Source organism: Inquilinus sp. Marseille-Q2685 (assembly GCF_916619195.1).
Lineage (GTDB): Bacteria > Pseudomonadota > Alphaproteobacteria > DSM-16000 > Inquilinaceae > Inquilinus.
This window is the reverse complement of sequence record NZ_CAKAKL010000001.1, coordinates 1,387,086-1,412,305: the sequence shown is the minus strand read 5'-3', so window position 1 is coordinate 1,412,305 and position 25,220 is coordinate 1,387,086. Positions and strand designations below refer to the sequence as shown.

The 25,220-nt window shown below is 68.7% G+C and carries 22 protein-coding genes; 14 read left to right on the top strand and 8 right to left on the bottom strand.

Translation table 11 applies throughout. The features are described from left to right. The first annotated feature begins 29 nt into the window (after nucleotides 1–29). From ftsZ to ligA, 5 genes are all read left to right on the top strand, one after another. A complete protein-coding gene (gene ftsZ / locus LG391_RS06695; RefSeq protein ID WP_225767195.1) occupies nucleotides 30–1,697 on the top strand; it encodes a cell division protein FtsZ in 1,668 nt (555 codons plus the stop codon). A gap of 422 nt (nucleotides 1,698–2,119) precedes the next feature. After that, on the top strand, nucleotides 2,120–3,085 hold the full coding sequence (lpxC, locus tag LG391_RS06690; protein ID WP_225767194.1) for a UDP-3-O-acyl-N-acetylglucosamine deacetylase: 966 nt from the start codon (nucleotides 2,120–2,122) through the stop codon (nucleotides 3,083–3,085). Between the two features lie 139 nt (nucleotides 3,086–3,224). After that, complete coding sequence (locus tag LG391_RS06685; protein ID WP_225767193.1) at nucleotides 3,225–4,055, top strand: outer membrane protein assembly factor BamD; 831 nt, start codon at nucleotides 3,225–3,227, stop codon at nucleotides 4,053–4,055. Nucleotides 4,056–4,059: 4 nt separating this feature from the next. Beyond that, nucleotides 4,060–5,739: a DNA repair protein RecN gene (gene recN / locus LG391_RS06680; protein WP_225767192.1), complete on the top strand. Its 1,680-nt coding sequence runs from the start codon at nucleotides 4,060–4,062 to the stop codon at nucleotides 5,737–5,739. Between the two features lie 260 nt (nucleotides 5,740–5,999). Continuing rightward, nucleotides 6,000–8,144 carry an NAD-dependent DNA ligase LigA gene (gene ligA, locus LG391_RS06675; RefSeq protein ID WP_225767191.1) on the top strand — a complete coding sequence of 715 codons (2,145 nt, stop codon included), beginning with the start codon at nucleotides 6,000–6,002 and terminating at the stop codon, nucleotides 8,142–8,144. Nucleotides 8,145–8,205: 61 nt separating this feature from the next. Here the strand turns inward: ligA and LG391_RS06670 are convergent, their stop codons facing one another. Then, nucleotides 8,206–11,409: a M10 family metallopeptidase C-terminal domain-containing protein gene (locus LG391_RS06670; protein ID WP_225767190.1), complete on the bottom strand. Its 3,204-nt coding sequence runs from the start codon at nucleotides 11,407–11,409 to the stop codon at nucleotides 8,206–8,208. Nucleotides 11,410–11,869: 460 nt separating this feature from the next. Here LG391_RS06670 and LG391_RS06665 point away from each other — a divergent pair, with 460 nt between their 5' ends. Beyond that, nucleotides 11,870–12,343, top strand: coding sequence for a hypothetical protein (locus tag LG391_RS06665; protein ID WP_225767189.1), 474 nt, complete (start codon nucleotides 11,870–11,872; stop codon nucleotides 12,341–12,343). A gap of 3 nt (nucleotides 12,344–12,346) precedes the next feature. Here LG391_RS06665 and dinB read toward each other — a convergent pair whose 3' ends face one another. Next, nucleotides 12,347–13,606, bottom strand: a complete 1,260-nt coding sequence (dinB, locus tag LG391_RS06660; RefSeq protein ID WP_225767188.1) for a DNA polymerase IV — start codon at nucleotides 13,604–13,606, stop codon at nucleotides 12,347–12,349. 168 nt (nucleotides 13,607–13,774) lie between these two features. On the opposite strand from dinB, the gene LG391_RS06655 reads away from it, so the two are divergent. Next, entirely contained in the window at nucleotides 13,775–14,383 is a 609-nt protein-coding gene (locus tag LG391_RS06655) for a hypothetical protein (RefSeq protein ID WP_225767187.1), read from the top strand. 18 nt (nucleotides 14,384–14,401) lie between these two features. Here the strand turns inward: LG391_RS06655 and LG391_RS06650 are convergent, their stop codons facing one another. Next, entirely contained in the window at nucleotides 14,402–15,127 is a 726-nt protein-coding gene (locus LG391_RS06650) for a GntR family transcriptional regulator (RefSeq protein WP_225767186.1), read from the bottom strand. Between the two features lie 239 nt (nucleotides 15,128–15,366). Between LG391_RS06650 and LG391_RS06645 the strand changes: the two genes are divergently transcribed. The 5 genes from LG391_RS06645 (at nucleotide 15,367) to LG391_RS06625 (ending at nucleotide 20,562) form a co-directional block, all read left to right on the top strand. Further along, complete coding sequence (locus LG391_RS06645) at nucleotides 15,367–16,389, top strand: ABC transporter ATP-binding protein (RefSeq protein ID WP_225767185.1); 1,023 nt, start codon at nucleotides 15,367–15,369, stop codon at nucleotides 16,387–16,389. A gap of 11 nt (nucleotides 16,390–16,400) precedes the next feature. Then, a complete protein-coding gene (locus LG391_RS06640) occupies nucleotides 16,401–17,696 on the top strand; it encodes a PotD/PotF family extracellular solute-binding protein (RefSeq protein WP_225767184.1) in 1,296 nt (431 codons plus the stop codon). Between the two features lie 120 nt (nucleotides 17,697–17,816). Further along, nucleotides 17,817–18,749: an ABC transporter permease gene (locus LG391_RS06635; protein WP_225767183.1), complete on the top strand. Its 933-nt coding sequence runs from the start codon at nucleotides 17,817–17,819 to the stop codon at nucleotides 18,747–18,749. After that, nucleotides 18,749–19,651: an ABC transporter permease gene (locus tag LG391_RS06630; protein WP_225767182.1), complete on the top strand. Its 903-nt coding sequence runs from the start codon at nucleotides 18,749–18,751 to the stop codon at nucleotides 19,649–19,651. The genes LG391_RS06635 and LG391_RS06630 overlap by 1 nt, the downstream gene beginning before the upstream one ends. Before the next feature lie 152 nt (nucleotides 19,652–19,803). After that, nucleotides 19,804–20,562, top strand: coding sequence for an aspartate/glutamate racemase family protein (locus LG391_RS06625; RefSeq protein ID WP_225767181.1), 759 nt, complete (start codon nucleotides 19,804–19,806; stop codon nucleotides 20,560–20,562). Here the strand turns inward: LG391_RS06625 and LG391_RS06620 are convergent. From LG391_RS06620 to LG391_RS06600, 5 genes are all read right to left on the bottom strand, one after another. Then, on the bottom strand, nucleotides 20,502–21,191 hold the full coding sequence (locus LG391_RS06620; RefSeq protein WP_225767180.1) for a hypothetical protein: 690 nt from the start codon (nucleotides 21,189–21,191) through the stop codon (nucleotides 20,502–20,504). The two genes, LG391_RS06625 and LG391_RS06620, sit on opposite strands and share 61 nt — an antisense overlap. Before the next feature lie 63 nt (nucleotides 21,192–21,254). After that, complete coding sequence (locus LG391_RS06615) at nucleotides 21,255–21,548, bottom strand: type II toxin-antitoxin system RelE/ParE family toxin (protein WP_225767179.1); 294 nt, start codon at nucleotides 21,546–21,548, stop codon at nucleotides 21,255–21,257. Continuing rightward, nucleotides 21,538–21,783: a type II toxin-antitoxin system ParD family antitoxin gene (locus tag LG391_RS06610; protein ID WP_225767178.1), complete on the bottom strand. Its 246-nt coding sequence runs from the start codon at nucleotides 21,781–21,783 to the stop codon at nucleotides 21,538–21,540. Before LG391_RS06610 ends, LG391_RS06615 begins: the two co-directional genes overlap by 11 nt. 95 nt (nucleotides 21,784–21,878) lie before the next feature. Further along, nucleotides 21,879–22,484 (bottom strand): DUF1349 domain-containing protein, encoded by a 606-nt coding sequence (locus tag LG391_RS06605; RefSeq protein WP_225767177.1) that lies wholly within the window; start codon nucleotides 22,482–22,484, stop codon nucleotides 21,879–21,881. Nucleotides 22,485–22,552: 68 nt separating this feature from the next. Continuing rightward, a complete protein-coding gene (locus LG391_RS06600; protein WP_225767176.1) occupies nucleotides 22,553–23,566 on the bottom strand; it encodes a hypothetical protein in 1,014 nt (337 codons plus the stop codon). A 220-nt stretch (nucleotides 23,567–23,786) separates the two neighbouring features. On the opposite strand from LG391_RS06600, the gene LG391_RS06595 reads away from it, so the two are divergent. Beyond that, complete coding sequence (locus LG391_RS06595) at nucleotides 23,787–24,764, top strand: tripartite tricarboxylate transporter substrate binding protein (RefSeq protein ID WP_225767175.1); 978 nt, start codon at nucleotides 23,787–23,789, stop codon at nucleotides 24,762–24,764. Between the two features lie 4 nt (nucleotides 24,765–24,768). Next, on the top strand, nucleotides 24,769–25,215 hold the full coding sequence (locus tag LG391_RS06590) for a tripartite tricarboxylate transporter TctB family protein (protein ID WP_225767174.1): 447 nt from the start codon (nucleotides 24,769–24,771) through the stop codon (nucleotides 25,213–25,215). Nucleotides 25,216–25,220 lie beyond the last annotated feature (5 nt).

The window sequence follows — 25,220 nt, the reverse complement described above, 5'->3', positions numbered from 1 at the left end:
TGAATAGGGGACAGTAGGGGAGCATCGACATGATCAATCTCAGCATCCCGCAGGGCGATGTCAGCCTCCAGCCGCGGATCACCGTGGTTGGCGTCGGCGGCGCCGGCGGCAATGCCGTCAACAACATGATCCGGGCCAACCTGGCCGGGGTCGAGTTCGTGGTGGCCAACACCGACGCGCAGGCGCTGGCGGGCTCCGCGGCGCAGAAGCGGATCCAGCTCGGCGCCGGGCTGACCCAGGGCCTCGGCGCCGGGTCGCGGCCCGACATCGGCCGGGCCTCGGCCGAGGAGGCGATGGAGCACATCGTCGCCCATCTCGAAGGCGCGCACATGGTGTTCATCACCGCCGGCATGGGCGGCGGCACCGGCACCGGCGCCGCGCCCGTGATCGCCCGCGCGGCGCGCGAGCAGGGCATCCTGACGGTCGGCGTGGTGACCAAGCCCTTCCACTTCGAGGGCGCGCACCGCATGCGCATGGCCGAGCAGGGGCTGCAGGAGCTGCAGCAGTACGTCGACACCCTGATCATCATCCCGAACCAGAACCTGTTCCGCATCGCCAATGAGAAGACGACCTTCGCGGACGCCTTCCGGATGGCGGACGAGGTGCTGCATTCGGGCGTGCGCGGCGTCACCGACCTGATGGTGCAGCCGGGCCTGATCAACCTCGACTTCGCCGACATCCGCACGGTGATGGCCGAGATGGGCAAGGCGATGATGGGCACCGGCGAGGCCGAGGGCGAGCGCCGCTCGATCAGTGCCGCCGAGGCCGCGATCTCGAACCCGCTGCTCGACGACATCTCGATGAAGGGGGCCAAGGGCGTCCTGATCAACATCACGGGCGGCCTCGACATGACCCTGTACGAGGTCGACGAGGCGACCAACCGCATCCGCGACGAGGTCGACCCCGACGCCAACATCATCTTCGGCTCGACCTTCGACGAGAGCATGGAGGGCCGGGTGCGCGTGTCGGTCGTTGCCACCGGCATCGACATGGCGGTCAACCAGGCGCCGCGGCCGCAGACCTACAGCACCACCACGCTGCCCGGTGCCGATCGCGCCAAGCCGCAGCAGCCGGCGGGCGCCCCGGCGCCGCAGCCGATGATGCCGGCGCGTCCGGCGGCGGGGACGCCGCAGCGCTTCGCCATGGCCCAGCCGGCGCCGAAGCCGGTCGCCCCGGCCCCGGTCGAGCCGCAGGCCCCGGCGGCCCCGGCCCCGGTCGAGGCGGCGCCGGAGCCGGACTACGCGGCCGGGGACCAGGCCGAGCCGGCGGTGGCCGAGGTGCAGGAGCCGGCGGTCCAGCCGGCTGCGGCCCGGGCCCCGGCAATGTCGGCGGGCGCGCGCCCCGGCTTCATGGCGCCGCGCCCGGCCCCGATGGCCGCCCCGCAGCCGGCGGCGGCACAGCGTCCGGCCGAGGCGGCCCCGGCCGCGCCGGCCGAAGGCCGCAAGAAGCTGGGCCTGTTCCGTCGGGTGACCGGCCTGCTGCGGGAGGAGGAGCAGCCGCAGCCGGAGGCGCATCACGAGCCGACCCTGCGCCAGGAGCAGGCGCCGCGCGCCGCCGCGGAGCCGCCGCGGGCCCCCGAGGCGCCGCGCCCGGTGGCGCAGCAGCGCCTGGCGATCGATGCCGGCCGCGCCCCGCTGCCGCGCAGCGACGAGGACGCGCTCGACATCCCGGCCTTCCTTCGCCGCCAGGCGAACTGAGGCCGGACCTGCCGCTTCATCCACCGGCCGCACGCTCCCCTCGCGGCCGGTGGGGATTTCTGCCGATCTGATCTTGCCGCCCGCCTCGCGCGGGCGGCTTTTTCTTGTCGCGGCCAAGCCTTGCCTTGCGGCGCGCCCTGGCCTATCAGCGGGTATGCGATGCCCCGGCGCCATGGCGCCGAGTCGATCGGCCGCCGAGATCCTGGGGGCCGCGGCGCCAGCGCCCGGCGGAGCCAAGGTCGCCGGCTAAGCCCTTGCTCCGGCTGGGATCCAACCGGAAATGCGGCGCGTAACAGTCCGAAACAAAGTGTGATTTTTTCTGGCGTGCCGAGGGGGCTAGGGTGCCTTCGTCCCGAAAGGGGCGCTCCATCAGCACTTTGCGCTGCGAAGTGCATGTAAGCGAAGCGAAGGACATCTCCATCGTGGCTCACATCTCGGCGGAATCGGGCGCGGCGACGCAGAAGACGCTGAAGACCGCGATCAAGTGCACCGGCGTCGGCCTGCATGGCGGCCAGGACGTCACCATGGTGCTGCGCCCCGGTGAGATCAACACCGGCATCGTCTTCGTGCGCACCGACGTCCCCCAGGGCCGGCGCAGCATCGTCGCGCGCTGGGACAAGGTCTCGGACACCCGTCTGTGCACCGTCGTCAGCAATGCCCAGGGCGTGTCGGTCGGCACCATCGAGCATCTGATGGCGGCGCTGCGCGGCTGCGGCGTCGACAATGCGGTGGTCGAGCTGAACGGCCCGGAAGTGCCGATCATGGACGGCAGCGCGGCCCCCTTCGTGTTCCTGATCGAATGCGCCGGGCTGGTCAGCCAGCCGGCATTGCGACGGAGCATCCGCGTGCTGCGGCCGGTCGAGGTCGCGGCCGAGGACCGCTGGGCCCGGCTGACGCCGTCGGCCAGCACCACCTTCAGCTTCGAGATCGACTTCCAGAGTCGCGCGATCGCGCATCAGGAAGGCCTGATCCGGCTGGCGAACGGCAACTTCAAGACCGAGATCGCCCGCGCCCGCACCTTCGGCTTCGCCCAGGAGGTGGAGGCGCTGCGCCGCCACGGCCTCGCGCTCGGCGGGTCGCTGGAGAACGCGATCGTGGTCAATGGCGACCGGGTGATGAACGCCGAGGGGCTGCGCTACGAGGACGAGTTCGTGCGCCACAAGATTCTCGATTCGATCGGCGACCTGTACCTCGCCGGCGCCCCGATCCTCGGCCATTTCCACGGCTACAAGGCCGGCCATGCGCTGAACAACCAGCTGCTGCGGGCCCTGTTCGCCGACGACACCGCCTGGTGCTACGACACCAGCTTCGGCGCCGAGACCGCGGCCGAGCCCTGGACCCGGCCGGCGGCCGCCGCCGCTGCGCTGCCCACCGCCAACGCGGCCTGATCCCGTTCCGCTTGCCGCCGTCGCCCCTCCCTGGATTCCCGCGGAGGGGCGACGTGCGTCTGCCCGCGGGAAGGCGTCTCGCCATTCGCGTTCGGGGTGGGTATATAGGGGCCCGGACAGAACCGAAGGCGATGATCGAGTGAACAAGCGTCTGCAGTTTCGCCACTTGGCGCGGGTCGGGCTCGTCCTGCCGGCCGTTCTTCTCACCGCCTGCGGCGGTTCCTCCTCCGAAGATGCCAAGCCGGCCGCGGACCAGCCGCCGGAGGCGCTCTATTCCCAGGCGCAGCAGGCCTTCGACGACAACGACTTCAAGACGGCGTCAACCCGGTTCGACGAGGTCGAGCGGCAGCACCCCTATTCCAGCTGGGCGACCAAGGCCCAGCTGATGTCGGCCTATTCCAGCTACAAGCGCGGCGACTACGACGGCGCGATCGTGGCGCTGGACCGCTTCATCAGCCTGCATCCGGGCAGCGAGGAGCTGGCCTACGCCTATTATCTGAAGGCGCTGTGCTACTACGACCGGATCTCGGATGTGGAGCGCGACCAGCGCATCACCCAGCTGGCGACGAACGCGCTGAACGACGTCATCACCCGCTTCCCGACCAGCGACTACGCCCGCGATGCCAAGCTGAAGCTGGACCTGACCTACGACCAGCTCGCCGGCAAGGACATGGCGATCGGCCGCTTCTACCTGAAGCGCGGGGAATACAACGCGGCGATCAACCGCTTCCGCAGCGTGGTCAAGAACTGGCAAACCACCAGCCAGGTGCCGGAGGCGCTGGAGCGGCTGGTCGAAGCCTATGTCGCGCTCGGGCTGAAGGACGAGGCGCGGCACGTCGCGGCGGTGCTCGGCCACAACTACCCGGGCGATCCCTGGTACCAGGACGCCTATGTGCTGCTGACCGGGTCCGGCATCCGCCCGCCCGACGACAAGGACTTCTTCGACCGCACCCTCGGGTCGATCCTCTGATCCCATGCTGGCCGGACTTTCGATCAGGAATGTGGTTCTGATCGAACAGCTCTCGCTCGGCTTTGCCGAAGGCCTGTCGGCGCTGACCGGCGAGACCGGGGCCGGCAAGTCGATCCTGCTCGACGCGCTCGGCCTCGCCCTCGGCGGCCGCAGCGAGTCCGGGCTGGTGCGGCACGGGGCCGAGACCGCGACCGTCAGCGCCGAGTTCCTGCTGCCCGACGGCCATCCGGTGAAGGATCTCCTGGCCGGGCAGGATCTGCCGGTCGACGACACGCTGGTGCTGCGCCGCAGCGTCGGCGCCGACGGGCGCAGCCGCGCCTTCGTCAACGATCAGCCGATCTCGATCGGCCTGCTGCGCCAGATCGGCGCCGGGCTGGTCGAGGTGCACGGCCAGTTCGACACCCAGGGGCTGCTCGATCCCAAGACGCATCGCGACGTGCTCGACGCCTATGCCGGCGCCGAGACGCTCGCCGCCGCCTGCGCCGCCGCCTGGGAGGCCTGGCGCGGCGCCCGGCGGCGGCAGGAGGAGGCGCTGGCCGAGGCCGAGCGTGCCCAGGCCGAGGAAGGCTTCCTGCGCCATTCGGTCGAGGAGCTGGAGGCGCTGGCGCCGGAGCCGGGGGAGGAGGCGCAGCTGACCGAGCGCCGCGCCCTGCTGCAGCACCGCGAGAAGGTGATGGAGGGCGTCGCCGCGGCGCTGGCCGAGTTGTCCGGCGATCGCGGCGCCGAGCGGGCGCTGGTGGCGGCGCAGCGGGCGCTGCAGCGCATCGCCGACCGCGTGGCCGGTCGCCTCGACCCGATCCTGGAGCAGCTGGGCCGCGCCCTGGATGAGGCGGCCGAGGCGGCGACCGCGATCGAGCGCTTCTCCGCCGACATCGATCTCGACGCCGGCGAGCTGGAGCGGCTCGAGGATCGGCTCTACGCGCTGCGCTCCCTGGCCCGCAAGCATGGGGTGGAGACTGAGGCGCTACCCGATCTGCGCCGGCAGTTCGCCGAGCGGCTGGCCCTGGTCGAGGACCGGGCGGCGGTGCTGGCGCGCTTGGCCTCGGCGGCCGCCGAGGCCCGTACCGCCTATGTCCAGGCCGGCGAGGCGTTGTCCAAGGCCCGGCGCAAGGCGGCGTCCAAGCTGGATGCCGGGGTGAAGGCCGAACTGCCGCCCCTGAAGATGGAGCGGGCCCGCTTCGTCACCGAGGTCGAGCGGCTGGCGGAGGCCGATTGGGGCCCGGCCGGGCTCGACCGCGTCACCTTCCTGGTCGCGGCCAATCCCGGCAGCCCGCCCGGGCCGATCGGCAAGATCGCCTCGGGCGGCGAGCTCGCGCGCTTCATGCTGGCGATCAAGGTGGTGCTGGTGCATCAGCGCGGCACGCCCGGCACCCTGCCGTCGATGATCTTCGACGAGGTCGATGCCGGCATCGGCGGTGCGGTCGCCGATGCGGTGGGCGAGCGGCTGAAGCGGCTGGGGCAGCAGGGGCAGGTGCTGGTGGTGACCCACAGCCCGCAGGTGGCGGCCCGCGCCGATCATCACTGGCAGGTGCGCAAGGCCGAACGCGGCGGCAGCGTCGTCACCCAGGGGGCGCCGCTGACGGCGGGGGAGCGGCGCGAGGAGATCGCCCGGATGCTGTCCGGCGCGAAGATCACGGCGGAGGCGCGCGCCGCGGCAGACAGCCTGCTCGCCGCCCGATCCTGAGAGCCCGTTTGGAAATGCTACTGGCGCGGCCGTCTGACGGCGGACTCGAAGCTTCCGGTGCTCACGCACCAAATGTGCGCTGCGCTCCGGTTCTCGAAACCACCGCCAGCCAGCTCACGCCAGCGCGTTTCCAAACGGTCTCTGAGCCCGATCGAACGGATCTCGCGTGACCCGGGCTGCAGACGCTAGGATTTTCGGATGAGTCGGCGAGCGGAAGCCGCGCTGCGGCGCGCCCGGGCCGCCGCGTGAGGGAGGCGGGGATGAGCGATCAGGATCTGCGCGGCCGGCCGGTGGACGCGCTGACGCCGGAGGAGGCGGCGGTGGAGCTGGAGGCCCTCGCCAGGGAGATCGCGGGCCATGACATCGCCTACCACCAGCACGACGCCCCGACCATCTCGGACGCCGAATACGACGCGCTGCGCCGCCGCAATGCCGAGCTGGAGGCGCTGTATCCCGAGCTGATCCGGCCGGACAGCCCCTCGGCCAGGGTCGGCGCGGCGCCCGCCGGCGGCTTCCGGAAGATCCGCCACGCCATCCCGATGCTGTCGCTGGGCAACGCCTTCACGGCGGAGGACGTGCACGATTTCCTGAGCTCGGTCCGCTCCTTCATCAAGGAGCTGCGCGACGATCCGGAGCGGCCGGTCGCGATCATGGCCGAGCCGAAGATCGACGGCCTGTCCTGCTCGCTGCGCTACGAAAAGGGGCGCTTCGTCCAGGCCGCGACCCGCGGCGACGGCAGCGAGGGCGAGGACGTCACCGCCAACGTCAAGACCATCAAGGACGTGCCGCAGCGCCTGAACGGCGACGCGCCGGACGTGCTGGAGATCCGCGGCGAGGTCTACATGGAGCGCAGCGACTTCGCCGCCCTGAACGCCCGCCGGGCCGAGGCCGGGGAGCCGATCTTCGCCAATCCGCGCAACTCCGCCGCCGGGAGCCTGCGCCAGCTCGATCCGTCGATCACCGCGTCGCGGCCGCTGCGGTTCTTCGGCTACACCTGGGGCGAGGTGTCGGCGCCGCTGGGCAAGACCATCGAGGAGATCCGCCGGCGCTTCGCCGGCTGGGGTTTCCGCCTGAACGAGCCGTCGCGGCTGTGCCATACGGCCGAGGAGCTGCTGGCCTATTACGACGAGATCGCGGCGCTGCGGGCGGAGCTGCCCTTCGACATCGACGGCGTGGTCTACAAGGTCGACCGGCTGGACTGGCAGGAACGGCTGGGCTTCGTCAGCCGGGCGCCGCGCTGGGCCACCGCGCACAAATTCCCGGCCGAGCAGGCGCAGACCGTGCTGAAGGCGATCGACATCCAGGTCGGGCGCACCGGGTCGCTGACCCCGGTGGCGCGGCTGGAGCCGATCACGGTCGGCGGCGTCGTCGTCTCCAACGCCACGCTGCACAACGAGGATGAGATCCGGCGCAAGGACGTCCGCATCGGCGACACGGTGGTGGTGCAGCGCGCCGGCGACGTCATTCCCCAGATCGTCCGGGTGATCCTCGAGCGGCGGCCGGAAGGCGCGGCGGAATATGTCTTCCCCGAGACCTGCCCGGAATGCGGCAGCCTGGCGGTGCGGGAGGAGGGCGGCGCCATCCGCCGCTGCACCGGCGGTCTGATCTGCCCGGCCCAGGCGGTGGAGCGGCTGCGCCACTTCGTGTCCCGCAACGCCTTCGACATCGAGGGGTTGGGCGACAAGCACATCCGCGCGTTCCACGCCGACGGGCTGATCCGGACGCCGGGCGACATCTTCCGGCTGGCGGAGCAGGACAAGGCCAGCCTGACGCCGCTGCGCAACCGCGAGGGGTGGGGGCCGAAGAGCGCGCAGAAGCTGTTCGAGGCGATCGAGAGCCGGCGCACCATTCCGCTCGACCGCCTGATCTACGCCCTCGGCATCCGCCAGGTGGGCGAGGCGACGGCCAAGCTGCTGGCCCGGCACTACGGCAGCTTCGCGGCCTGGCGGGCCGGCATGGAGGCGGCGCAGGACCGCGACGGCGAGGCGTATCGCGACCTCACCGCGATCGACCAGATCGGGCCGTCCGTGGCCGACGACCTGCTGGCCTTCTTCGCCGAGGAGCACAACCGGACGGTGCTGGACGATCTGGCGGCCCAGCTGACGGTCGAGGATTTCGTGCGGCCGCGCGCCACCGCGAGCGCCGTGGCCGGCAAGACCGTGGTGTTCACCGGCACGCTGGAGACGATGACGCGGCCCGAGGCGAAGGCGCGGGCGGAATCGCTCGGCGCCAAGGTCGCCGGATCGGTCTCCGGCAAGACCGACTACCTGGTGGTCGGCGCCGATGCCGGTTCCAAGGCCGCCAAGGCGCGCGAGCTCGGCGTCACCACCCTGACCGAACAGGAATGGCTCGACCTGATCGGCGGGGCGGGGGGGGAGAGGGCGCCCGACAAGACCGAGGCCTGAAGGGTATGCGCCCCTCAGGCCTCGCGAGTTACGGATCTTTCCTAGATCTCTTCAGCTTGGCTCACAGCACGAAGTCGGCCGCCACGAGGGCGATCGAGCCGTTGAGCTGGATCTGGAAATCCGAGGCGCCGTCGCCGTTGACGTCGCCGGCGATGACGGTCTGGCCGCCCGAGACGGCGAAGCGCAGCTGCCCCGCCACACCGGTATAGGCGGCGGTGCCGATGAAGGCGAAGGCCTGGTTGCCGGCCACGCCGGTGTTGGCATCGATTCCGGACAGATCGATCCGGTCAGTCTGGGCATGGCTGAAATCGGTGACGACGTCGCGATTCGCGCCGACCGTGCTGGCGCCGACCGAACCGTAGACGAAACGGTCCGCCCCGCCGTTGCCGGTCAGCGTGTCTTTGCCATTGTAGCCTTGCAGGACATTGGCGCCGGCGCTTCCGGTCAGCGTATCGCTGTACTGGCTGCCGTAGAGGTTCTCGATGCTGATCAGGGCATCGCCGTTGGAATAGCCCCCCGAGCCGGTTCCGGAGGTCAGGTTCACATTCACCGCGGCGATGCTGTTGTAGTAGCTGGCGAGATCCGTACCGCCGTCGCCGTTCATGGTATCGGCACCGGCACTGCTCCGGAGGATGTCGTTGCCGTTCATGCCGCGCAGCACGTTGGCGGCCCCATCCCCGGTCAGCGTATCGTTGCCCTGGCTGCCGTTGACGTTTTCGATGCCGGCCAGGGTGTCACCCTGGGCGTTGCCGCCGATGCCGATGCCGGCGGTCAAGTCGATCGTGACCCCGATGGCGCTTTCGGAGTAGGTGGCCGTGTCGACGCCCACCCCGCCGTTGAGCGTGTCGGCGCCGGCCGCGCCCCGGAGCACGTCGTTGCCGTTCGTGCCGCGCAGCACATTGATGCCGGCGTTGCCGGTCAGCGTGTCGTTGTACTGGCTGCCGTTGACATTCTCGATGTCGACCAAGGTATCGAGGTTGGAATAGCCTCCCGCGCCGGTTCCGGTTGCCAGGTCGACCGCCACCGCGGCGATGCTGTCGGTATAGGTGGCCGTATCGATACCGGCCCCGCCGTAGAGTGTGTCGGCGCCTGCGCCGCTCCAGATCAGGTCGTCGCCGTCACCGCCGTAGATGACGTCGTTCCCGGCGCCACCCTGCAAGGTGTCCGCGCCGCCGTTGGCCACGATTGTGTTGCTGGTGCCGTCGCCGATGATTGTGTCGGCGAGCTGGGTGCCGCTGACGTTCTCGACCCCGGTGATGGTGTAGGGGCCGCCGAAACTCGGAGAGAAGTCATAGCCTCCCCCCGCGAGATTCACAGTCGCGCCCATCGAGCTATAGTTGCTGAGGTCGAGCCAGTCGATCCCCGCGCCACCGGTGGTGTTGTCGCCGAACTCGCCGTCGCGGACATAGAAGACGTCGTCGCCGTCGCCGCCGTCGACCGTGTCGGTGGAGAAGCCGCCCTCGATCCAGTCGTTGCCGGCGCCGCCGTAGAGCACGTCGATGCCGGAGCCGCCATAGAGGACGTCATTGCCGTCGTTGCCGTACAGCGTGTTGTTGGCGAAGTCGCCGGTGATCGTGTCGGCGAGCTGGGTGCCGCTGACGTTCTCGACCCCGGAGATGCTGTAGGGGCCGCCGAAGGTGGCGACGAAATCATAGGTGTTCGTGCCGAGATTCACGGTCGAGCCGCGCGACGTGTAGTTGCTGAGATCGAGCGTGTCGATCCCCGCGCCACCGGTGGTGTTGTCGCCGAACTCGCCGTCGCGGACATAGAAGACGTCGTCGCCGTCGCCGCCGTCGACCGTGTCGGTGGAGAAGCCGCCCTCGATCCAGTCGTTGCCGGCGCCGCCGTTGACGACGTCAATCCCCACGCCACCCAGCAGGACGTCATTCCCGTCGCCGCCGTTGAGGGTGTCGTTGCCGCTGTTGCCGTTGAGGGTGTCGACGCCGGCATTGCCGTTCAGCAGGTTGCCGATGGCATTGCCCTGGATGGTGTCGTTGCCGCTGCCGCCATTGGCGTTCTCGATGTAGGATCGGGAATCCCCGTTGAACAGCAGCGCGTTGAAGATGTTGCCGCGGGCATAGCCGCCGTTCGGGCCGCCGCCGAGATAGGCGAGCTGGGCCGAGGAGAAGACGGAATGGCTGCCCGGGTTGAGGTCCAGGGTGAGATTGGTGGTGTAGTTCGACAGGTCGTAGGTGTCGACGCCGCCGCCGTCCCAGATCGTCGCGAAGATGCGGTTGCCGCCCGGGGCGATGGCGATGCTGCCGTTGACGAAGGTCGCGCCGTCGGTCGGGCTCCAGCTGTAGACCGTGTCGCCGCTATTGGTGCTGAAATCCGCGCCGTACATGTATTGCAAGGCGGCGATGTCCAGCATCATGAAGGTCTGGGGCGCGCCCCAAGTCTCGTAGTTGTAGCCGCTCGAATCGTCGCCGATGAAGGTGCGGTACGTCATCACCGAGTATTCGAGCGAATCGCGATCGGCCGGCAGGGCGCCGAAGACATTGGTCTCGTGGCCGTGCTTCAGGCCCAGCGCGTGGCCGAGCTCATGGATCACGGTGTGCCAGTCGTAGTTGCCGGCGGTCGGCAGGTCGCCGCTGGGCCCGAAGAAGGCGTCGCCGCCATAGACCTGGTTGGCCGGGTAGTAGGCATAGGCCGTGCTGGGGTTTGTGGTGTTGACGACGCGGATCGTGCCGAGCCCCGAGCCGCTGCCGGCATAATCGATGCCGAGATTGGTGAACCCCTCGACCGAGAAGCCGAAGGAACCGACGGGCTGTGTATAGATGACCGAGTTCAGCGCGAAGTGGACGGCGATCATCTGCTGCGCCGTCATCTGCGCGAAGCCGCTGAACGCTTCGGGGTGGCCGGCCTGGTAGTCGCTCACCGCATCCGGATCGCTGTAGGTGATGAAGCCGTCCGACCAGCGGACGCCGCTCAGCAGCCCGTCGATCTGCTGGTTGCCGGAGGCGACCACGGCCGCGGTGGTGTCGCCCGAACCGTTCTCCTCGGGCTTCGGCGCGCCGGACGTGGCGCCCGAGACGGGGGCAGGAACGACGGCCCCGTCGGATCGGTCGCCGAGTTCCGCGCGAATGGCGTCCGCGAGAGTTCTGCCGTTGGCCAGGACCGCGTCCAGACGGGACACGTCGGAGAAGGTCTGATGGTACAGCAGGTCGCTCGACCATTTCCGCTGCAGCGACCAGGCCAGGGGGTCGTGGAAAGGATCGGCTTCCGAAAACAGGGCGTCATATGCAGGAATTTGTGACGATTTCATATCGGGTCTCCCCTACATGGTGAAGAACCGCAACCTTTCAGTGAGAATCCGCAACTTGTTATGATTGAAGAAGACGATCGTTCAGGCTCCGAAGTTGCGTTCGATGCGCATAGATTCGGGCCCACGTTGACCGTGGCATGAGATGATGTTGCGAAAGTGTCCTGATTTTGGCTTTGTTGGTCAAAAATTCGTGCCGATCTCCCGGATTCTCGCAAGCAATCCCAATGGAAACGATCTTTTCCTATTCGGGAAATTATGCATTTGATTTTCTATAAAGTCAAGAAGCGTAACAAAAGTCAGAATTGTATGATTTAAGATCGTATGCTGGTCAAGAAAAGGAGTTTGAATAATTTCCTAAATTCCTCATTCCGATCTTGCCCATGGATTTGCCATATTTTTGAGATCCAATTCGGATCGTTCCGATCCGGAGAAGTCAGGCGGCAGGACATTGGTGATACGTGTGATCGAGGCGGCGAGGACAATGGAAGCGCGACGTCGGGTGTTCACCTGTCTTGCCCTGTCCTTGTCGTTCGCCGTGCTGCCCTGGCGGACCGGCATCGGCATTGCCGGTGCCTTGCCGCGGGAGGACGGGTGGATGTCGGCGCAGACCGACATGGCGCGGCCGCCGGACGAGCAGGCGGTGATCGCGCGGGAGTTTCGCGGGGCCGTCGACCAGGGCTCGAACGCGGCGCTGATCCGCTTCATCGCGCGGCATCCCGGGCATGCCCTGGCGGACGAAGCCCGGCTTCGGCTGCAGCGCCGGACCGCGCCGGACGACAAGCCGCTGGCCCATGATCCGGACGCCACGGTCTATGCGGCCTACGACGCCGCCCGGCGCGCCGGCACGGCCGAGGCGTACCGCGACTTCGCCCGGACCTATGCGAACCATCCGCTCGCGGCGGAAGCGAACCGGCAGATCCGCGCGCCGCAATAGCGGTCAGAGGTCCTTCTCGGCGAGTTCGCGGAATGCGTCGGGGACGGATCGCGACGGTCCCAGCACGACCGAACCGTAGCCGACCGCCTGCCAGCCGAACCGCTCGCGGATCGCGTCGACGGCCCGGTCCGCCTTCCAGCGCGCCAGCCCTCTCCCGGTGCCGGGCCGGCGCCGCTCGTCGGCGAGCCCGAGCGGCAGTTCCAGCTGCAGCTGCGGCCGGTCCTGGAGATGCGACACCGAGATCGCGAGCAACGAGATCGTCTTCTCCTCGGGATGCTGCGCCAGCACCCCGCGCACCAGCTCCTCGGCGATCTCAGCCAGGATCGTGGTCGCCGAGACCGGCGCGTCGAGCGTCACCGCGCGCGTGACCGAGCGCAGATCGGCGAAACGGACGCGGACGGTGACGGTCCGGCCGGGCCGGGACTTGGCCCGCAGCCGGGTGGCGACCCGGTCGGCGAGATGGCGCAGCGCGGGCACGAACACCCGCTCCTCGGCCGGCTTCCGGCCGAGCGCGGATTGCGCCCCGGCCGACCGCGACCGCCGCCGCGTCTCGATCGCCCGCGGATCGCGGTTCCGGGACAGCGCCGACAGCTTCTCTCCGGCCGCGCGGCCGAGCAGCCGCTCCAGCGACCAGCCCGGCATCGTCGCCAGCTGGCCGATGGTGCGGACGCCGCTCTCCGCCAGCCGCGCCCGCGTCACCGGGCCCACGCCCCACATCAGCTCGACCGGCAGGTCATGCAGGAAGGCAGGCTCCGCCTCGGGATCGACGACGACCAGCCCGTCCGGCTTGGCCACCTGCGAAGCGATCTTCGCCAGATGCTTGGTGCGCGCCACGCCGATCGAGATCGGCAGGCCGAGCTCCGTCCGCACCCGCCGCCGGATGGTCCGGGCGATCTCGGCCGGCGGGCCGAACAGATGGGTGCATCCGGCGACGTCGGCGAAGGCCTCGTCGATGGAGATCCGCTCGACCAGCGGCGTGAAGTCGCCGAGCACCCCGATCGCCGCATCGCCCAGCCGCTGATACTCCCGGAAATGGCCGGCGACGAAGACCAGCTGCGGGCACAACTCGCGCGCCTGTCGCCCCGGCATGCCGCCGCGAACGCCGAAGGCCTTGGCCTCGTAGGAAGCGGCCAGCACCACCCCGCCACCGACCGCGACCGGCCTGCCGCGCAGCGACGGATCGAGCAGCTGCTCGACCGACGCGTAAAAGGCGTCGAGATCCGCATGGAGGATGGTGGCCGTCGAGTCGATCCCAACCGTCACCTGCGGGCTCCGAAGCGGGTGGATGGCAGTCGATCTGCCGAGGATGGAACATATAGCGAACATTCGCTTGAAATTGTCAAGCTGCGGGCATCATTGCCGGCGCCCAAGCCCTTGCATTTGCGCGAAATAGGCGCACCATCCTGTGATGTGGCCAAGGAGGAGGCTGCGATGGGAAACGCTCATCTGGAGAAGTGGCGGTCCCTGGTCGACGAGTTCCGGCAGAAGGCCGGCGAGCTCGAGCGGGAGGAGCGCGACGCGTGCCTCGCCTGCACCGCGGCCGATCGGGCCAAGGTCGCCGAGGCGCAGCAATTCATGGAGAGCAGCGGCATCGGGGAGGCGCTGTGCGCGCTGGTCTGGGACGTCCGCCGCTACGCCGCCTGGTCGGGCCATGGCAAGCCGGTCCCGCCCGGATTCACCGATCTCGCCCTGGTCGCGGATCACATGAAGGATTTCGCCGTCGACTTCGCCTATCGCGGGCGGCGATACGGCGTCACCTTCAAGGAGCGGTCGCTGCATCCGGACCCGCGCGGGGACAGTCAGGGCGAGGTCTATCTCTCGGCGGCCGGCGAGACGGTGCTCGGCGTGTCGATGGTGAACCGGGCGGGCGCCGCCTATGACGACTGGCACCCGACCACGATCGAGGCCTTCCGCCCGGGCGGCTGGATCGCCGACCTGCTGGAGATGCACCGGGAGCACCGGCGCGCCAAGGCGGCCGCCGAGGCCAGGGCGCGGGATGAGGTCATCAGCCGGCGCGCCGCGATGATCTCGCTGGAGTGAGGCGGCGGCGCTCGCCCCTCAGCGCTGCCGCAGGACGGCCGCCAGGTCGACCGGTCCGGCCTCGGCCGGGGCCAGGTCGAGGTCCTGCTCGATATGGGTCAGATGGGCCAGCATGGCGGCGCCGGCGCGCTCCGCGTCGTGCCGCGCCAGGGCCTGCAGGATGGCCCCGTGCTCGGCGTTGCCGCAGGCCGAGGCGCCGCTGCGGCCGTAGAGGGCGATGACCAGCGAGGCGCGCGACACCAGCTCGCGCAGGAACCGCTCCATCACCCGCTGCCGGGCGATCTCGGCGATGCCGAGGTGGAACAGGCCGGAAAGCTGGATGGCGCGCGGCCGGTCGCCCCGGCGCAGCGCCTCCGCCTCCTCGGCCAGGTGCCGCTCCAGCCGGCCGATATCGGCCGGCATCGTCCGCTCCGCGGCGCGGCGGGCGATCGTGGCCTCCAGCGTGCGCCGGGCCTCGAACACCTCGCGCGCCTCCTCGACCGACGGCGCCGCGACGAAGGCGCCGCGGTTCTTCTCGATCACCACCATGTGCTGATGCGCCAGTGCCTGCAGGGCGGAGCGGACGATGGTGCGGCTGACGCCGAAGGCGGTGCCGATCTCGTCCTCCGACAGCTTGGTGCGCGGCGGCAGCCGGTGCTCGACGATGGCGTCCAGGATCGAGCGGTAGATCGCCGCCGCCCGGGCGCCGCGGTCGGGGATGTCGCGGCTTCCGGCCAGGGTGCCGACGGTCTCGATCGTGTCCATGTTTCCGCTCCGGCGCGGCGCGGCCGCGACTTGTCCGTCCCACCATCCCATGCGGCCCGGCGACGCTCAAGATTGTATTCTTGTGAAATCGCGATTGTGCACAATCTTCGGGCTGGGTGTATGCGGTTGCCCAAAGCATAGGCGGTTGCCGGCCCGCGGCGCGTCTCTGCACGGGCGAAGCCGCGCCATCCGGCGCTTGGCACGGCGCTTGCTCCTCCCTCGTCCGAAAGGGAGAGCGGATGCGCGGCGCAGATCTTGAGCTGGTAAAGGTGACCAAGCGCTACGGCGGCACCGTTGCCGTGGACGGCATCGACCTGAGGATTCCGGCCGGCACCTATTGCTGCCTGCTGGGCCCGTCCGGCTGCGGCAAGACCTCGACCCTGCGCATGGTCGCGGGGCACGAGGCGGTGTCGGACGGCGATATCATCCTAGGCGCCACCAACGTCACCGACCGGCCGCCGGCCAAGCGCGGCACGGCGATGATGTTCCAGTCCTACGCCCTGTTCCCGCATCTCACGGTCGTCGACAACGTCGCCTTCAGCCTGAAGATGCGCGGCGCGGCGAAGGCCGAGCGCCGGGCCAAAGCGGCGAATCTCCTGGCCCTGGTGGCGATGGAGGCCTATGGCGAGCGCCTGCCGGCCCAGCTGTCGGGCGGGCAGCAGCAGCGCGTGGCGCTGGCCCGGGCGTTGATCACCCAGCCGCAGATCCTGCTGCTGGATGAGCCGCTCTCCGCCCTAGACCCCTTCCTCCGCATCAAGATGCGGGCCGAGCTGAAGCGGCTGCAGGCCGAACTCGGCATCAGCTTCATCCACGTCACCCACAGCCAGGAGGAGGCGATGGCGCTGGCCGACCTCGCCGTGGTGATGAAGGGCGGGCGGATCGAGCAGGCGGGCCCGCCGCAGGATCTCTTCGCCCGGCCGGCCACCGAATTCGTCGCCCGCTTCATCGGCGGCCACAACGTCGTCACCCTCGGCGGCCGCCTGGCCACCCTGCGCGCCGACCGGCTGCGGCTGTCGCGGCTGAGCGGCGGCCCGGCGCCGGGCCAAGTCGAGGCGGTGGTGCAGGGGGTGGAGTATCAGGGCGCCACCGTCCATGTCGCCTTCGCCTGCGACCTGGCGCCCGACATGCTGGCCTGGCTGCCCGAGGCCGACTTCTTCGCCGACCCGGTGACGCCGGGCGACCGCGTCGCCGTCGCCTGGGCCGACCGGGACATCCATCCCCTCGACGCCGCGGGGCGCGGCGACCATCGCCCCCAACCCTAAGGAGGCTCACCATGGCGGATACCACGAACACTAAGCCCCCGCGCGGCCTCTCCCGCCGCGCCCTGCTGAAGACCACGGCGGCGACGGCCGGCGCGCTGGTCGGCAGCCGCGCCATCACCGGCTTCCCGGCGATCATCGCGGCCGAGCCTGTGACGCTGCGCTATCTCGGCACCGCGGTGAACCAGAGCGCCGACATCGCCCGGAAGGCGAAGGAGGATCTCGGCATCACCATCGAATACGTGCCGGTGACGACCGACGAGGTGACCAAGCGCATCGTCACCCAGCCGAACTCCTTCGATCTCGTCGACAGCGAATACTTCTCGCTGAAGAAGCTGCTGCCCTCCGGCAACCTGCAGGGCATGGACGCGAAGCGGATCAAATATGTCGACCAGATCTCGCCGGTCTTCACCAAGGGCGAGCTGAACGGCAAGAAGATCGGCGACCAGGGCACCGCGCCGAAGAAGGTGTTCTACCTGACCGAGAAGAACGGCAAGACCTTCGCCGCCGAGCCGACCGAGTGGATCACCCTGATCCCGACCACCTACAACGCCGACACGCTCGGCATCCGCCCCGACCTGATCGGCCGTCCGGTCGAGAGCTGGAAGGAGCTGCTGAACCCCGAGTTCAAGGGCAAGGCCTCGATCCTGAACATCCCGTCGATCGGCATCATGGACGCGGCGATGGTGGTTGAGTCGGCCGGCCTCCACACCTATGCCGACAAGGGCAACATGACGAAAGAGGAGATCGACCTGACCATGAAGGTGCTGACCGAGGCCAAGCAGGCCGGCCAGTTCCGCGCCTTCTGGCAGGATTTCAACGAGAGCGTGAACCTGATGGCCTCGGGCGAGACGGTGATCCAGTCGATGTGGTCGCCGGCCGTGACCAAGGTGCGCTCGATGGGCATCCCCTGCACCTTCCAGCCGCTGAAGGAGGGCTACCGCGCCTGGGCCTCCGGCTTCGGCCTGCCGAAGACGCTGAAGGACCGGAAGCTCGACGCCGCCTACGAGTTCATCAATTGGTTCCTGTCCGGCTGGGCCGGCGCCTATCTCAACCGCCAGGGCTACTACTCGGCGGTGCTGGAGACAGCCAAGGCCAATATGGAGCCGTATGAGTGGGCCTATTGGATGGAGGGCAAGCCGGCGGCCCAGGACATCAAGGCGCCGGACGGCACGGTGATGGAGAAGGCCGGCGCGGTGCGCGACGGCGGCTCCTACGACCAGCGCATGGGCGGCGTCGCCTGCTGGAACGCGGTGATGGACGAGAACGACTACATGGTCCGCAAGTGGAACGCCTTCATCGCCGCATAGCATGATCGTCCGCGTAGGTTGGGTTCGCGGTCCGCGAACCCAACAGCGTCGATCGCCCTTGCCGTTGGATGTCGGGTTCGCCTCGGCGAACCCGACCTACGCCGCAGAGAGACGCCTTCGATGACCGCCATCCCCGCGGAAGACGCACCCGCCCGCACCGCCGCGGCGCCCCGGGCCCCATCCTCCGGCCGGCTGGCGGCGTTCCTGCAGGCGGCGCCGATGATGCTGGTGTTCCTGCTGTTCTTCGTGCTGCCGCTGGCGGTGACGGTGGTGGTCAGCTTCTGGGACTACACCGAATACTCGATCGTCCCGGACTTCACGGTCCGCAACTATGTCGAGGCCTTCGACGGCTGCCTGACGTCGCTGCCGGAGCTGTGCACCACCTTCAAGACCTATCTCTCGACCCTGAAGATCGGGGCGATGGTCTGGGCCATCACCCTCGTGCTCGGCTTCACCATCGCCTATTTCCTGGTGTTCCACGTGCGCAGCACGGCGATGCAGATCGTGCTGTGCCTGCTCTGCACCATCCCGTTCTGGACCTCGAACGTGATCCGGATGATCTCCTGGATCCCGCTGCTCGGCCGCAACGGGCTGGTCAACCAGGGGCTCATCGGCCTCGGCCTGATCGACCGGCCGATCGACGGGCTGCTCTATTCCGAATTCTCGGTGGTGCTGGCCTTCGTCCATCTGTTCACCGTGTTCATGATCGTGCCGATCCTGAACTCGATGCTGCGCATCGACCGGTCGCTGATCGAGGCCGCGACCGACGCCGGGGCCAGCGGCTGGCAGATCCTGTGGAACGTGATCGTGCCGCTGTGCAAGCCCGGCATCGTCATCGGCTCGATCTTCGTCGTCACCATCGTGATGGGCGACTTCGTCACCGTCGGCGTCATGGGCGGCCAGCAGATCGCCTCGGTCGGCAAGGTGATCCAGGTCCAGCTCAGCTACCTGCAGTTCCCGGCTGCGGCGGCCAACGCCGTGATCCTGCTGGCTGTCGTCATCATGATCATCGTCGCCCTGACCCGGCTGGTCGACATCCGCAAGGAACTGTGATGCGCGAAGGCCGTCCTCTCTCCTTCTACGTGCTGGCCGCCGTGTTCGGCCTGTTCGTGCTGTTCCTTTACGGCCCGACGCTGACCATCTTCGTGCTGTCCTTCCAGGGTCCGCAGGGCGGGCTGACCTTCCCGATGAACGGCGTCTCGACCTACTGGTTCAGCAGACTGTGGGACGGGATGGGGGTGGTCGACATCGGCGCCGCCTTCTGGCGCTCGCTCAAGCTCGGCCTGGTGGTCATGGTGCTGACCATGGCCTTCTCGGTCTCGGCGGGCCTGGCCTTCCGCCGGCGCTTCCCGGGCCAGTCGGCGCTGTTCTACACCGCCATCGCCAGCCTGATCATGCCGTCGATCGTGGTCTCGCTCGGCATCGCGCTGGAGTTCCGGCTGCTCGACGAGGCGATCAAGAGCCTGGGCGAGAGCTGGGACATCGCCTGGATCAACGACGAGTTCACCACCGCGATGGGGCTGTTCCGCTCCGGCCTCGGCGCGCATCTGACCTGGACCATGCCCTTCGGCCTCCTGATCATGTTCGCGGTCTTCAACCGCTTCGACCGCCGCTACGAGGAGGCCGCGCGGGATCTGGGGGCTTCATCCTGGCAGAGCTTCCGCCACGTCGTGCTGCCGATCATCGGCGCCAGCGTGGTCGGAGTCGGGCTGTTCGGCTTCACCTTGTCCTGGGACGAAATCGCCCGGTCCTCCCAGGCGATCGGCGAGCAGAACACGCTGCCGCTGGAGCTGCAGGGCCTGACCACCACGGTGACGACGCCGGAGATCTACGCCCTCGGCACGGTGACCACGGCGGTGTCGCTGGCGGTGGTGCTGACCGCGCTCGGCCTGATCGCGCTCTTGCGCCGCCGCCGCGGCCGCCACGCCTCCGACGCCGGCCAGGGGCTGGTGTGAGGATGATGCAGAAGACCGGCTTTCTCTCATTGTCATTGCCGGGCTTGACCCGGCAATCCAGAAGGTCTCGACGCTCTCTGGATGCCCGGGTCAAGCCCGGGCATGACAAGGTCGGGAAGGTTGCCGCTCCCACACGCGCTGCGGCCTGACCCATGGAAATCCTCGTCGTCAACCCGAACACCACGGCCGGCATGACCGCCAAGATCGGGGCCGCCGCCGCGGCCGCCGCGGTGCCGGGCACGCGCGTCACCGCGGTGAATCCGGAGATGGGGCCGGCCTCGATCGAGGGCTGGGTCGACGGCGCCCTGGCCGTGCCCGGCCTGCTGCAGGAGATCGCCCGCGGCGAGGCGCGCGGAGTCGCGGGGCACGTCATCGCCTGCTTCGACGACACCGGGCTCGACGCCGCCCGCAGCCTCGCCATGGCGCCGGTGGTCGGCATCGGCGAGGCCGGCTTCCATGTCGCCTCGCTGCTGGCCGGCCGCTTCTCGGTGGTGACCACGCTGGCGCGCTCGATCCCGGTGATCGAGGCCAATCTCCAACGGTACGGCCTTGCTGCCCGCTGCACCCGGGTGCGGGCGGCGGAGATCCCGGTGCTGGACCTGGAGCGCCCGGGCTCGGATGCCGAGCAGCGGATCTCGGCCGAGATCGCGGCGGCGCTTGAACTCGATCGGGCCGAGGCGATCGTGCTGGGCTGCGCCGGCATGGCCGACTTGGCGGCGCGGCTGTCGGCCCGCCACGGCGTGCCGGTGGTCGACGGCGTCGCCGCCGCGGTCACGCTGGTCGAGGGTCTGGCCCGGCTCGGCCTGCGCACCGCCAAGACCGGCGGCTACGCCCCGCCGCGGCCGAAGCCCTATGCCGGTGTCCTGGCGTCTTTCGCTCCGGCCACATCGGGAAACACCTCGATGACATAGCGGCTCAGCTTGTGCCGTTGGGGCAGCCCCATAACGTGGAATGCCACTTCATAGGCGGCCTTCCAGGCCTCGGGAGTGGTTGGCCCGTCCATCTCGGCGTCGTTGAGAAAGTTCACCAGGACCAGATAGGCGGGCTGGCCCTGGTTTCTCAAGAACTGGAGATGCGCGAGCCGGTTGGCCAGTTGGTAGAAGAAATCGGTCCAGGCCGCGCCTGTGCTCCGGACGCCGAGTGTGCCGGCAACCTCTTTCAATCGAGCTGTGATCCGTTCCTTGGAAGCCGCGGCCGCGGCCGTGCCAGGGGAGCACATCTCGGCGACATGCGATTTGGCTTCGAGGAGAAGCAGGTCCCCGGTATCAGTTCGGCCGAGTGCATCCCATTGCGGGCCGCGGTTGGGCCAGAAATCGCGCAACTCCGCGGCGAGATGGACGATGTCCAATCGCGTGAGAAAGTCTTCGTCTCGATACTCCGCGTAGTCGTCCGCCGCGAGAGGCGACCGCCAGTCGATCGACCGGGCGCCCGGGATCCCGGCCAGGATCGGATCATCGAGGCTGGGCCAGCGTTCCCCGACCGCCCGCTGGATCCACTTGAGGCTGCCTTTCGAGCCCGGCTTCTGCACGATCCGCGACATGCGACACTGCTCCGAGTGATCCACGGACGCCGTGGATAGCCGGTTTGCCTGGCTCAAAGCGGATCACAAATGCCGCCGCACATCCATCCGCCCGTACAGAACCCGAACCACGACGATCCCGGCGTCGATCTCCCGGAAATACACGACATGGGCTCCGACGGCATATTTCAGGTAACCGGGACGCACATCTACCGTGCGTCCGAGCTTCCGGCCCGTCGCAAGCCCCTCGATTGCCGCAACAAGATCACGGTGGTAGCTGTCCGCCTGCTCGATTGACCAGTTGCGAAGCGTGTAGAGCCAGATTTCCTCCAGATCGGCTTCCGCCAGCGGCGTGAGCTGGTAGAGCCTACCCCGCATGCTTTGCCCGCATCCGGGCTAGAAACGCCTCGCTATCGAAGGGCTGAGGTTCGCCTGACGCCTCGCCCGCGACCAGCGCATCCTGCAACGCCTTCACTCTCGCTTCATGTTCTTCCAGCAGTCGCAGCCCGGCGCGGACAACGTCGCTAGCCGAGCCGTACCGGCCGCTCTGCACTTGCGCGTCGATGAAGCTGGCGAAGTGATCGCCGAGTGAAATCGACGTGTTCCGTGCCACCTGGGATCTCCCGAAGCCTATTACCAATATCTACCATAAAACAATATCCTGGGCGCGTCTCCACCTCCGTCTACGCGTCGCCTTTAAAGCCGATATCACGGCCGCGCGATCCGCAGATGGGCGAACCGCGCCTCGTAGCCGGCGTCCTTCGGGCTGCAGGCGTAAAGGCCGGCCAGCACCGGGCCGGCGCCGTCATCGGCGTGCAGCCGGGCGATGCGCAGCTGCACCCAGCGGTCGTCGCCCTCCGGCGCCGCCTCGACGATGTAGTCGGCGCCGGTGCGGCGGATGCGGAAACCGGTGGTGCCGCCCGGCCGGGTCGGCACGTCCTGGGTCGACCAGTCGGACCAGCCGGCATTGGTGACCACGGCGCCGAGACGGCTGTGCGCCGCCGTCTCGAACTCGACCGAGGTCTTGATCCAGCTCTCCGGCGACTGGCGCACGATCAGCCCGGCCTGGTCGTACTGGTGCAGGGGGGTGCCGCGCACCACCGTCTCCATCACGAAGTCGCCGGCCACCGGCAGCGCCAGCACATGGCCGTTGTCGACCCGGAAGCCGTAATGCGTGCCCTGCCAGAAATCGGTCCCGGCGGCGGTGCGCAGCCTCAAGCCCTCCGGCCCGATCGACCAGTCCGGCGGCGGGTTGGTCCAGGCCAGGCGCGGGTCGAGGGCAGGGGACAGGAAGGTCTCGTCCAGGATCTTCATTGCCTCTCTCCCCTTTGCCATGCTTGCCGCCATGAGACGCGAGGCCGGCGAGCCGGGCAAGGGTGGATTCAGGAGGCAGAGGCCTTGCCGAGCCCGAGCCAGATCTCCAGGATTCCGAGCCGCGGCTTGGGCGAATAGCTGAGAAGCGGGCGGATCGTGACCGCGATGTCGCCATAGCCGAGCTGCGCGAGAGCCGCTTCGGTGTCGGTCTCCAACGCCTTCGCCCGCTCGCAATCCTCTTCGTAATAGCACCGGATCTCGCTCAACCCGGCCGCACTGTCGATCCGCTCCTCCCCGGGAATGCGCCAGCCGCGCGCCTGAAGCTGGGCGCTGACGGCCTTGGCGCTGTCCCGGCTCAGTCTCGCGAATTGGAGATAGACGGTCTGGGTCGAGGCGGCTTCCTGGACTTTTGCGGCATTTTCACCGGTGCTCTGCTGCAATGTGGAAAGCTGCACCGCCCGGCTTTCTTCATCGACTGTCATCGGCTGGGAGCCGCTCTGCTGGGCTATCGTCTTCACGGTGAGGTCGAGCTGCTTCACCTGCTCGACCACCACGTTGAGGTCGTGGGCCAGGGACGCGACCACGCCGGCGTCCGGGATCGCCGTGCGCAGACGGTCGGACAGGGCCTGTGCCTGGTCACGAGCCTCGTCCAGCCTCTGCTTTACCTGATCGAGCTGCGCTGCCATCTCCTCCGACCGCGCCTGCATCTCGCCGCGCAACGTGCCGAGCCTCTCGGCCGCGCCGCTCGACTTCGCCTGGATATCCTCCAGGTCGGCCGCGAGCGCGGCGCGCTTGACGTCGATCTCGGTCAGAGCCTTGTCCACGTCCCGCCGCGCGCTTTCGGCGATCTGTCGCGCCTGGTCGGTGACTGCCTTTGTCTCCGCAACCCTCTGTTCGACGGCGTTCTGGATTTTGTCGTCGATGTATGAGACTGCCCAGGGAAAGCCGATGATCCCGACGCCACCGAGGAAAGCGGCGCCGATGATCGTGTAGAGCTTGAATAGTCGCGATTCGAGGTTCTGCTTTATTTCGTTTTCTATGTTCTGTCGCAGGTAGACGAGAGTATCCCTATCGATCGTCATATAAGCCCCCAGGGGGAGAAGTGAAATCGATATGAAAAAGAAAAGTTAACGCGCCTTTGATGGCAGGAATGGGGCCAAGGTCCATCGCCTCCGATTGATGCATGCAGGGCATCGATCGATGCCGTCTTGGACATGGAGTCGGATCGGTCTCCTCCGTACCGTCCGCCTAAGCCCGCCGCAAGACGAGCGACCGGACGATTCATCAGGGGGAGGACCAACCATGATCACCAGACGCAGCGCGCTCGCGCTCGCCGCCGGCCTCGCCGTGCTCGGGACCGCCGTCGGCCCGGCCGCAGCACAGAATTTCGAACGCACCGTCCGCATCATCGTCCCCTACGCGCCGGGCGGCACCTCAGACACGCTGGCGCGCATCATCGCGCCGAAGCTGTCCGAGGCCATCGGCCAGACCGTGGTGGTCGAGAACAAGCCGGGCGCGGCCGGCAATATCGGCGCCGACGCGGTGGCCAAGGCCGACCCGGACGCGCACACGCTGCTCCTGGCCGATGTCGGCTCGATCGCCACCGCGCCGGGCCTGTTCAGCGACCTGTCCTACGATCCGCTCAAGGATTTGGCGCCGGTCGGCATGATCATGTTCGTGCCCTATGTGCTGGCGGTGAACAAGGACCTGCCGGTGACCAATGCGGCCGAGCTGGTCGACTACGCCAAGGCCAACCCCGGCAAGCTGGCGGTGGCCAATTCCGGCATCGGCGGCGTCAACCACATCACCGCCGTCGCCATGGCGAAGGATCTCGGCATCCAGTGGAAGACCGTGCCCTATCGCGGCGGCTCCGCGGCCACCCAGGCCGTGGTCTCGGGCGAGAGCAAGGTGATCATCAACGGCGCCACCGCGACCCTGCCCTTCGTCGCCAACGGGCAGCTGCGCGGCATTGCGGTGACCGGGAAGGACCGGATCGCCAGCGCGCCCGACATCCCGACCTTCACCGAGGCCAAGCTGCCCTCCGCCGATGTCGGGTCCTGGCAGGGCCTGCTGACCACCGCCGGCTCGCCGCCCGCTTTGGTCGACAGGCTGAACCAGGCGCTCGGCGAGATCCTGAAGCAGCCGGAGGTGGCGGAGCGGATCGCCCAGCAGGGCGGCCGGGTCGTCGCCGGCCCGCCGGCGGATCTCGGCTCCTGGCTCGCCACCAACACCGCGGCCTGGGGCAAGGTGATCGCCGACGCCGGCATCAAGGGCGAGTGACGGGGTGACGCGCATCAACTGGCCGGACCTGCTGTTCGGCCTTTTCCTCTGCGCCGTGGCGGCCGTCGTCCTGGTCGCCACCCGCAAGCTCGGCTTCGGCAGCCCGGCCGATATGGGGCCGGGCTTCATGCCGCGGGTGCTGTCGGTCGGCGCCGCCGGCTTCGGCCTCGTCTTCGCCCTGCGCAGCCTGGCGATCGGCGGAGAAGGGATCGAGGCGCCGAAGCTGCGGCCGATCCTCGGCATTCTCGCCGCCGTCGCCGTCTTCGCCCTGCTCGCCGCCAAGGCCGGCCTGGCCATCGCCGCCTTCGCGACCGTCATCGTCGCCGGCCTCGCCAGCCGCGAGACGCGGCTGCGCGAGACCGCGGTCTTCGCCGTCGCACTCGCCGCCGCTGCGGTGATCCTGTTCATCGTGCTGCTGGACCTGCCGGTGCCGGTCTGGCCGCGTTTCTAGGCCGC

Excerpts from the sequence above, each read along its gene's own strand:
- ftsZ (WP_225767195.1), top strand. The coding sequence starts at position 30 with ATGATCAATCTCAGCATCCCGCAGGGCGATGTCAGCCTCCAGCCGCGG.
- recN (WP_225767192.1), top strand. The coding sequence starts at position 4,060 with ATGCTGGCCGGACTTTCGATCAGGAATGTGGTTCTGATCGAACAGCTC.
- ligA (WP_225767191.1), top strand. The coding sequence starts at position 6,000 with ATGAGCGATCAGGATCTGCGCGGCCGGCCGGTGGACGCGCTGACGCCG.
- LG391_RS06670 (WP_225767190.1), bottom strand. The coding sequence starts at position 11,409 with ATGAAATCGTCACAAATTCCTGCATATGACGCCCTGTTTTCGGAAGCC.
- LG391_RS06655 (WP_225767187.1), top strand. The coding sequence starts at position 13,775 with ATGGGAAACGCTCATCTGGAGAAGTGGCGGTCCCTGGTCGACGAGTTC.
- LG391_RS06650 (WP_225767186.1), bottom strand. The coding sequence starts at position 15,127 with ATGGACACGATCGAGACCGTCGGCACCCTGGCCGGAAGCCGCGACATC.
- LG391_RS06645 (WP_225767185.1), top strand. The coding sequence starts at position 15,367 with ATGCGCGGCGCAGATCTTGAGCTGGTAAAGGTGACCAAGCGCTACGGC.
- LG391_RS06640 (WP_225767184.1), top strand. The coding sequence starts at position 16,401 with ATGGCGGATACCACGAACACTAAGCCCCCGCGCGGCCTCTCCCGCCGC.
- LG391_RS06635 (WP_225767183.1), top strand. The coding sequence starts at position 17,817 with ATGACCGCCATCCCCGCGGAAGACGCACCCGCCCGCACCGCCGCGGCG.
- LG391_RS06630 (WP_225767182.1), top strand. The coding sequence starts at position 18,749 with ATGCGCGAAGGCCGTCCTCTCTCCTTCTACGTGCTGGCCGCCGTGTTC.
- LG391_RS06625 (WP_225767181.1), top strand. The coding sequence starts at position 19,804 with ATGGAAATCCTCGTCGTCAACCCGAACACCACGGCCGGCATGACCGCC.
- LG391_RS06620 (WP_225767180.1), bottom strand. The coding sequence starts at position 21,191 with ATGTCGCGGATCGTGCAGAAGCCGGGCTCGAAAGGCAGCCTCAAGTGG.
- LG391_RS06615 (WP_225767179.1), bottom strand. The coding sequence starts at position 21,548 with ATGCGGGGTAGGCTCTACCAGCTCACGCCGCTGGCGGAAGCCGATCTG.
- LG391_RS06605 (WP_225767177.1), bottom strand. The coding sequence starts at position 22,484 with ATGAAGATCCTGGACGAGACCTTCCTGTCCCCTGCCCTCGACCCGCGC.
- LG391_RS06600 (WP_225767176.1), bottom strand. The coding sequence starts at position 23,566 with ATGACGATCGATAGGGATACTCTCGTCTACCTGCGACAGAACATAGAA.
- LG391_RS06595 (WP_225767175.1), top strand. The coding sequence starts at position 23,787 with ATGATCACCAGACGCAGCGCGCTCGCGCTCGCCGCCGGCCTCGCCGTG.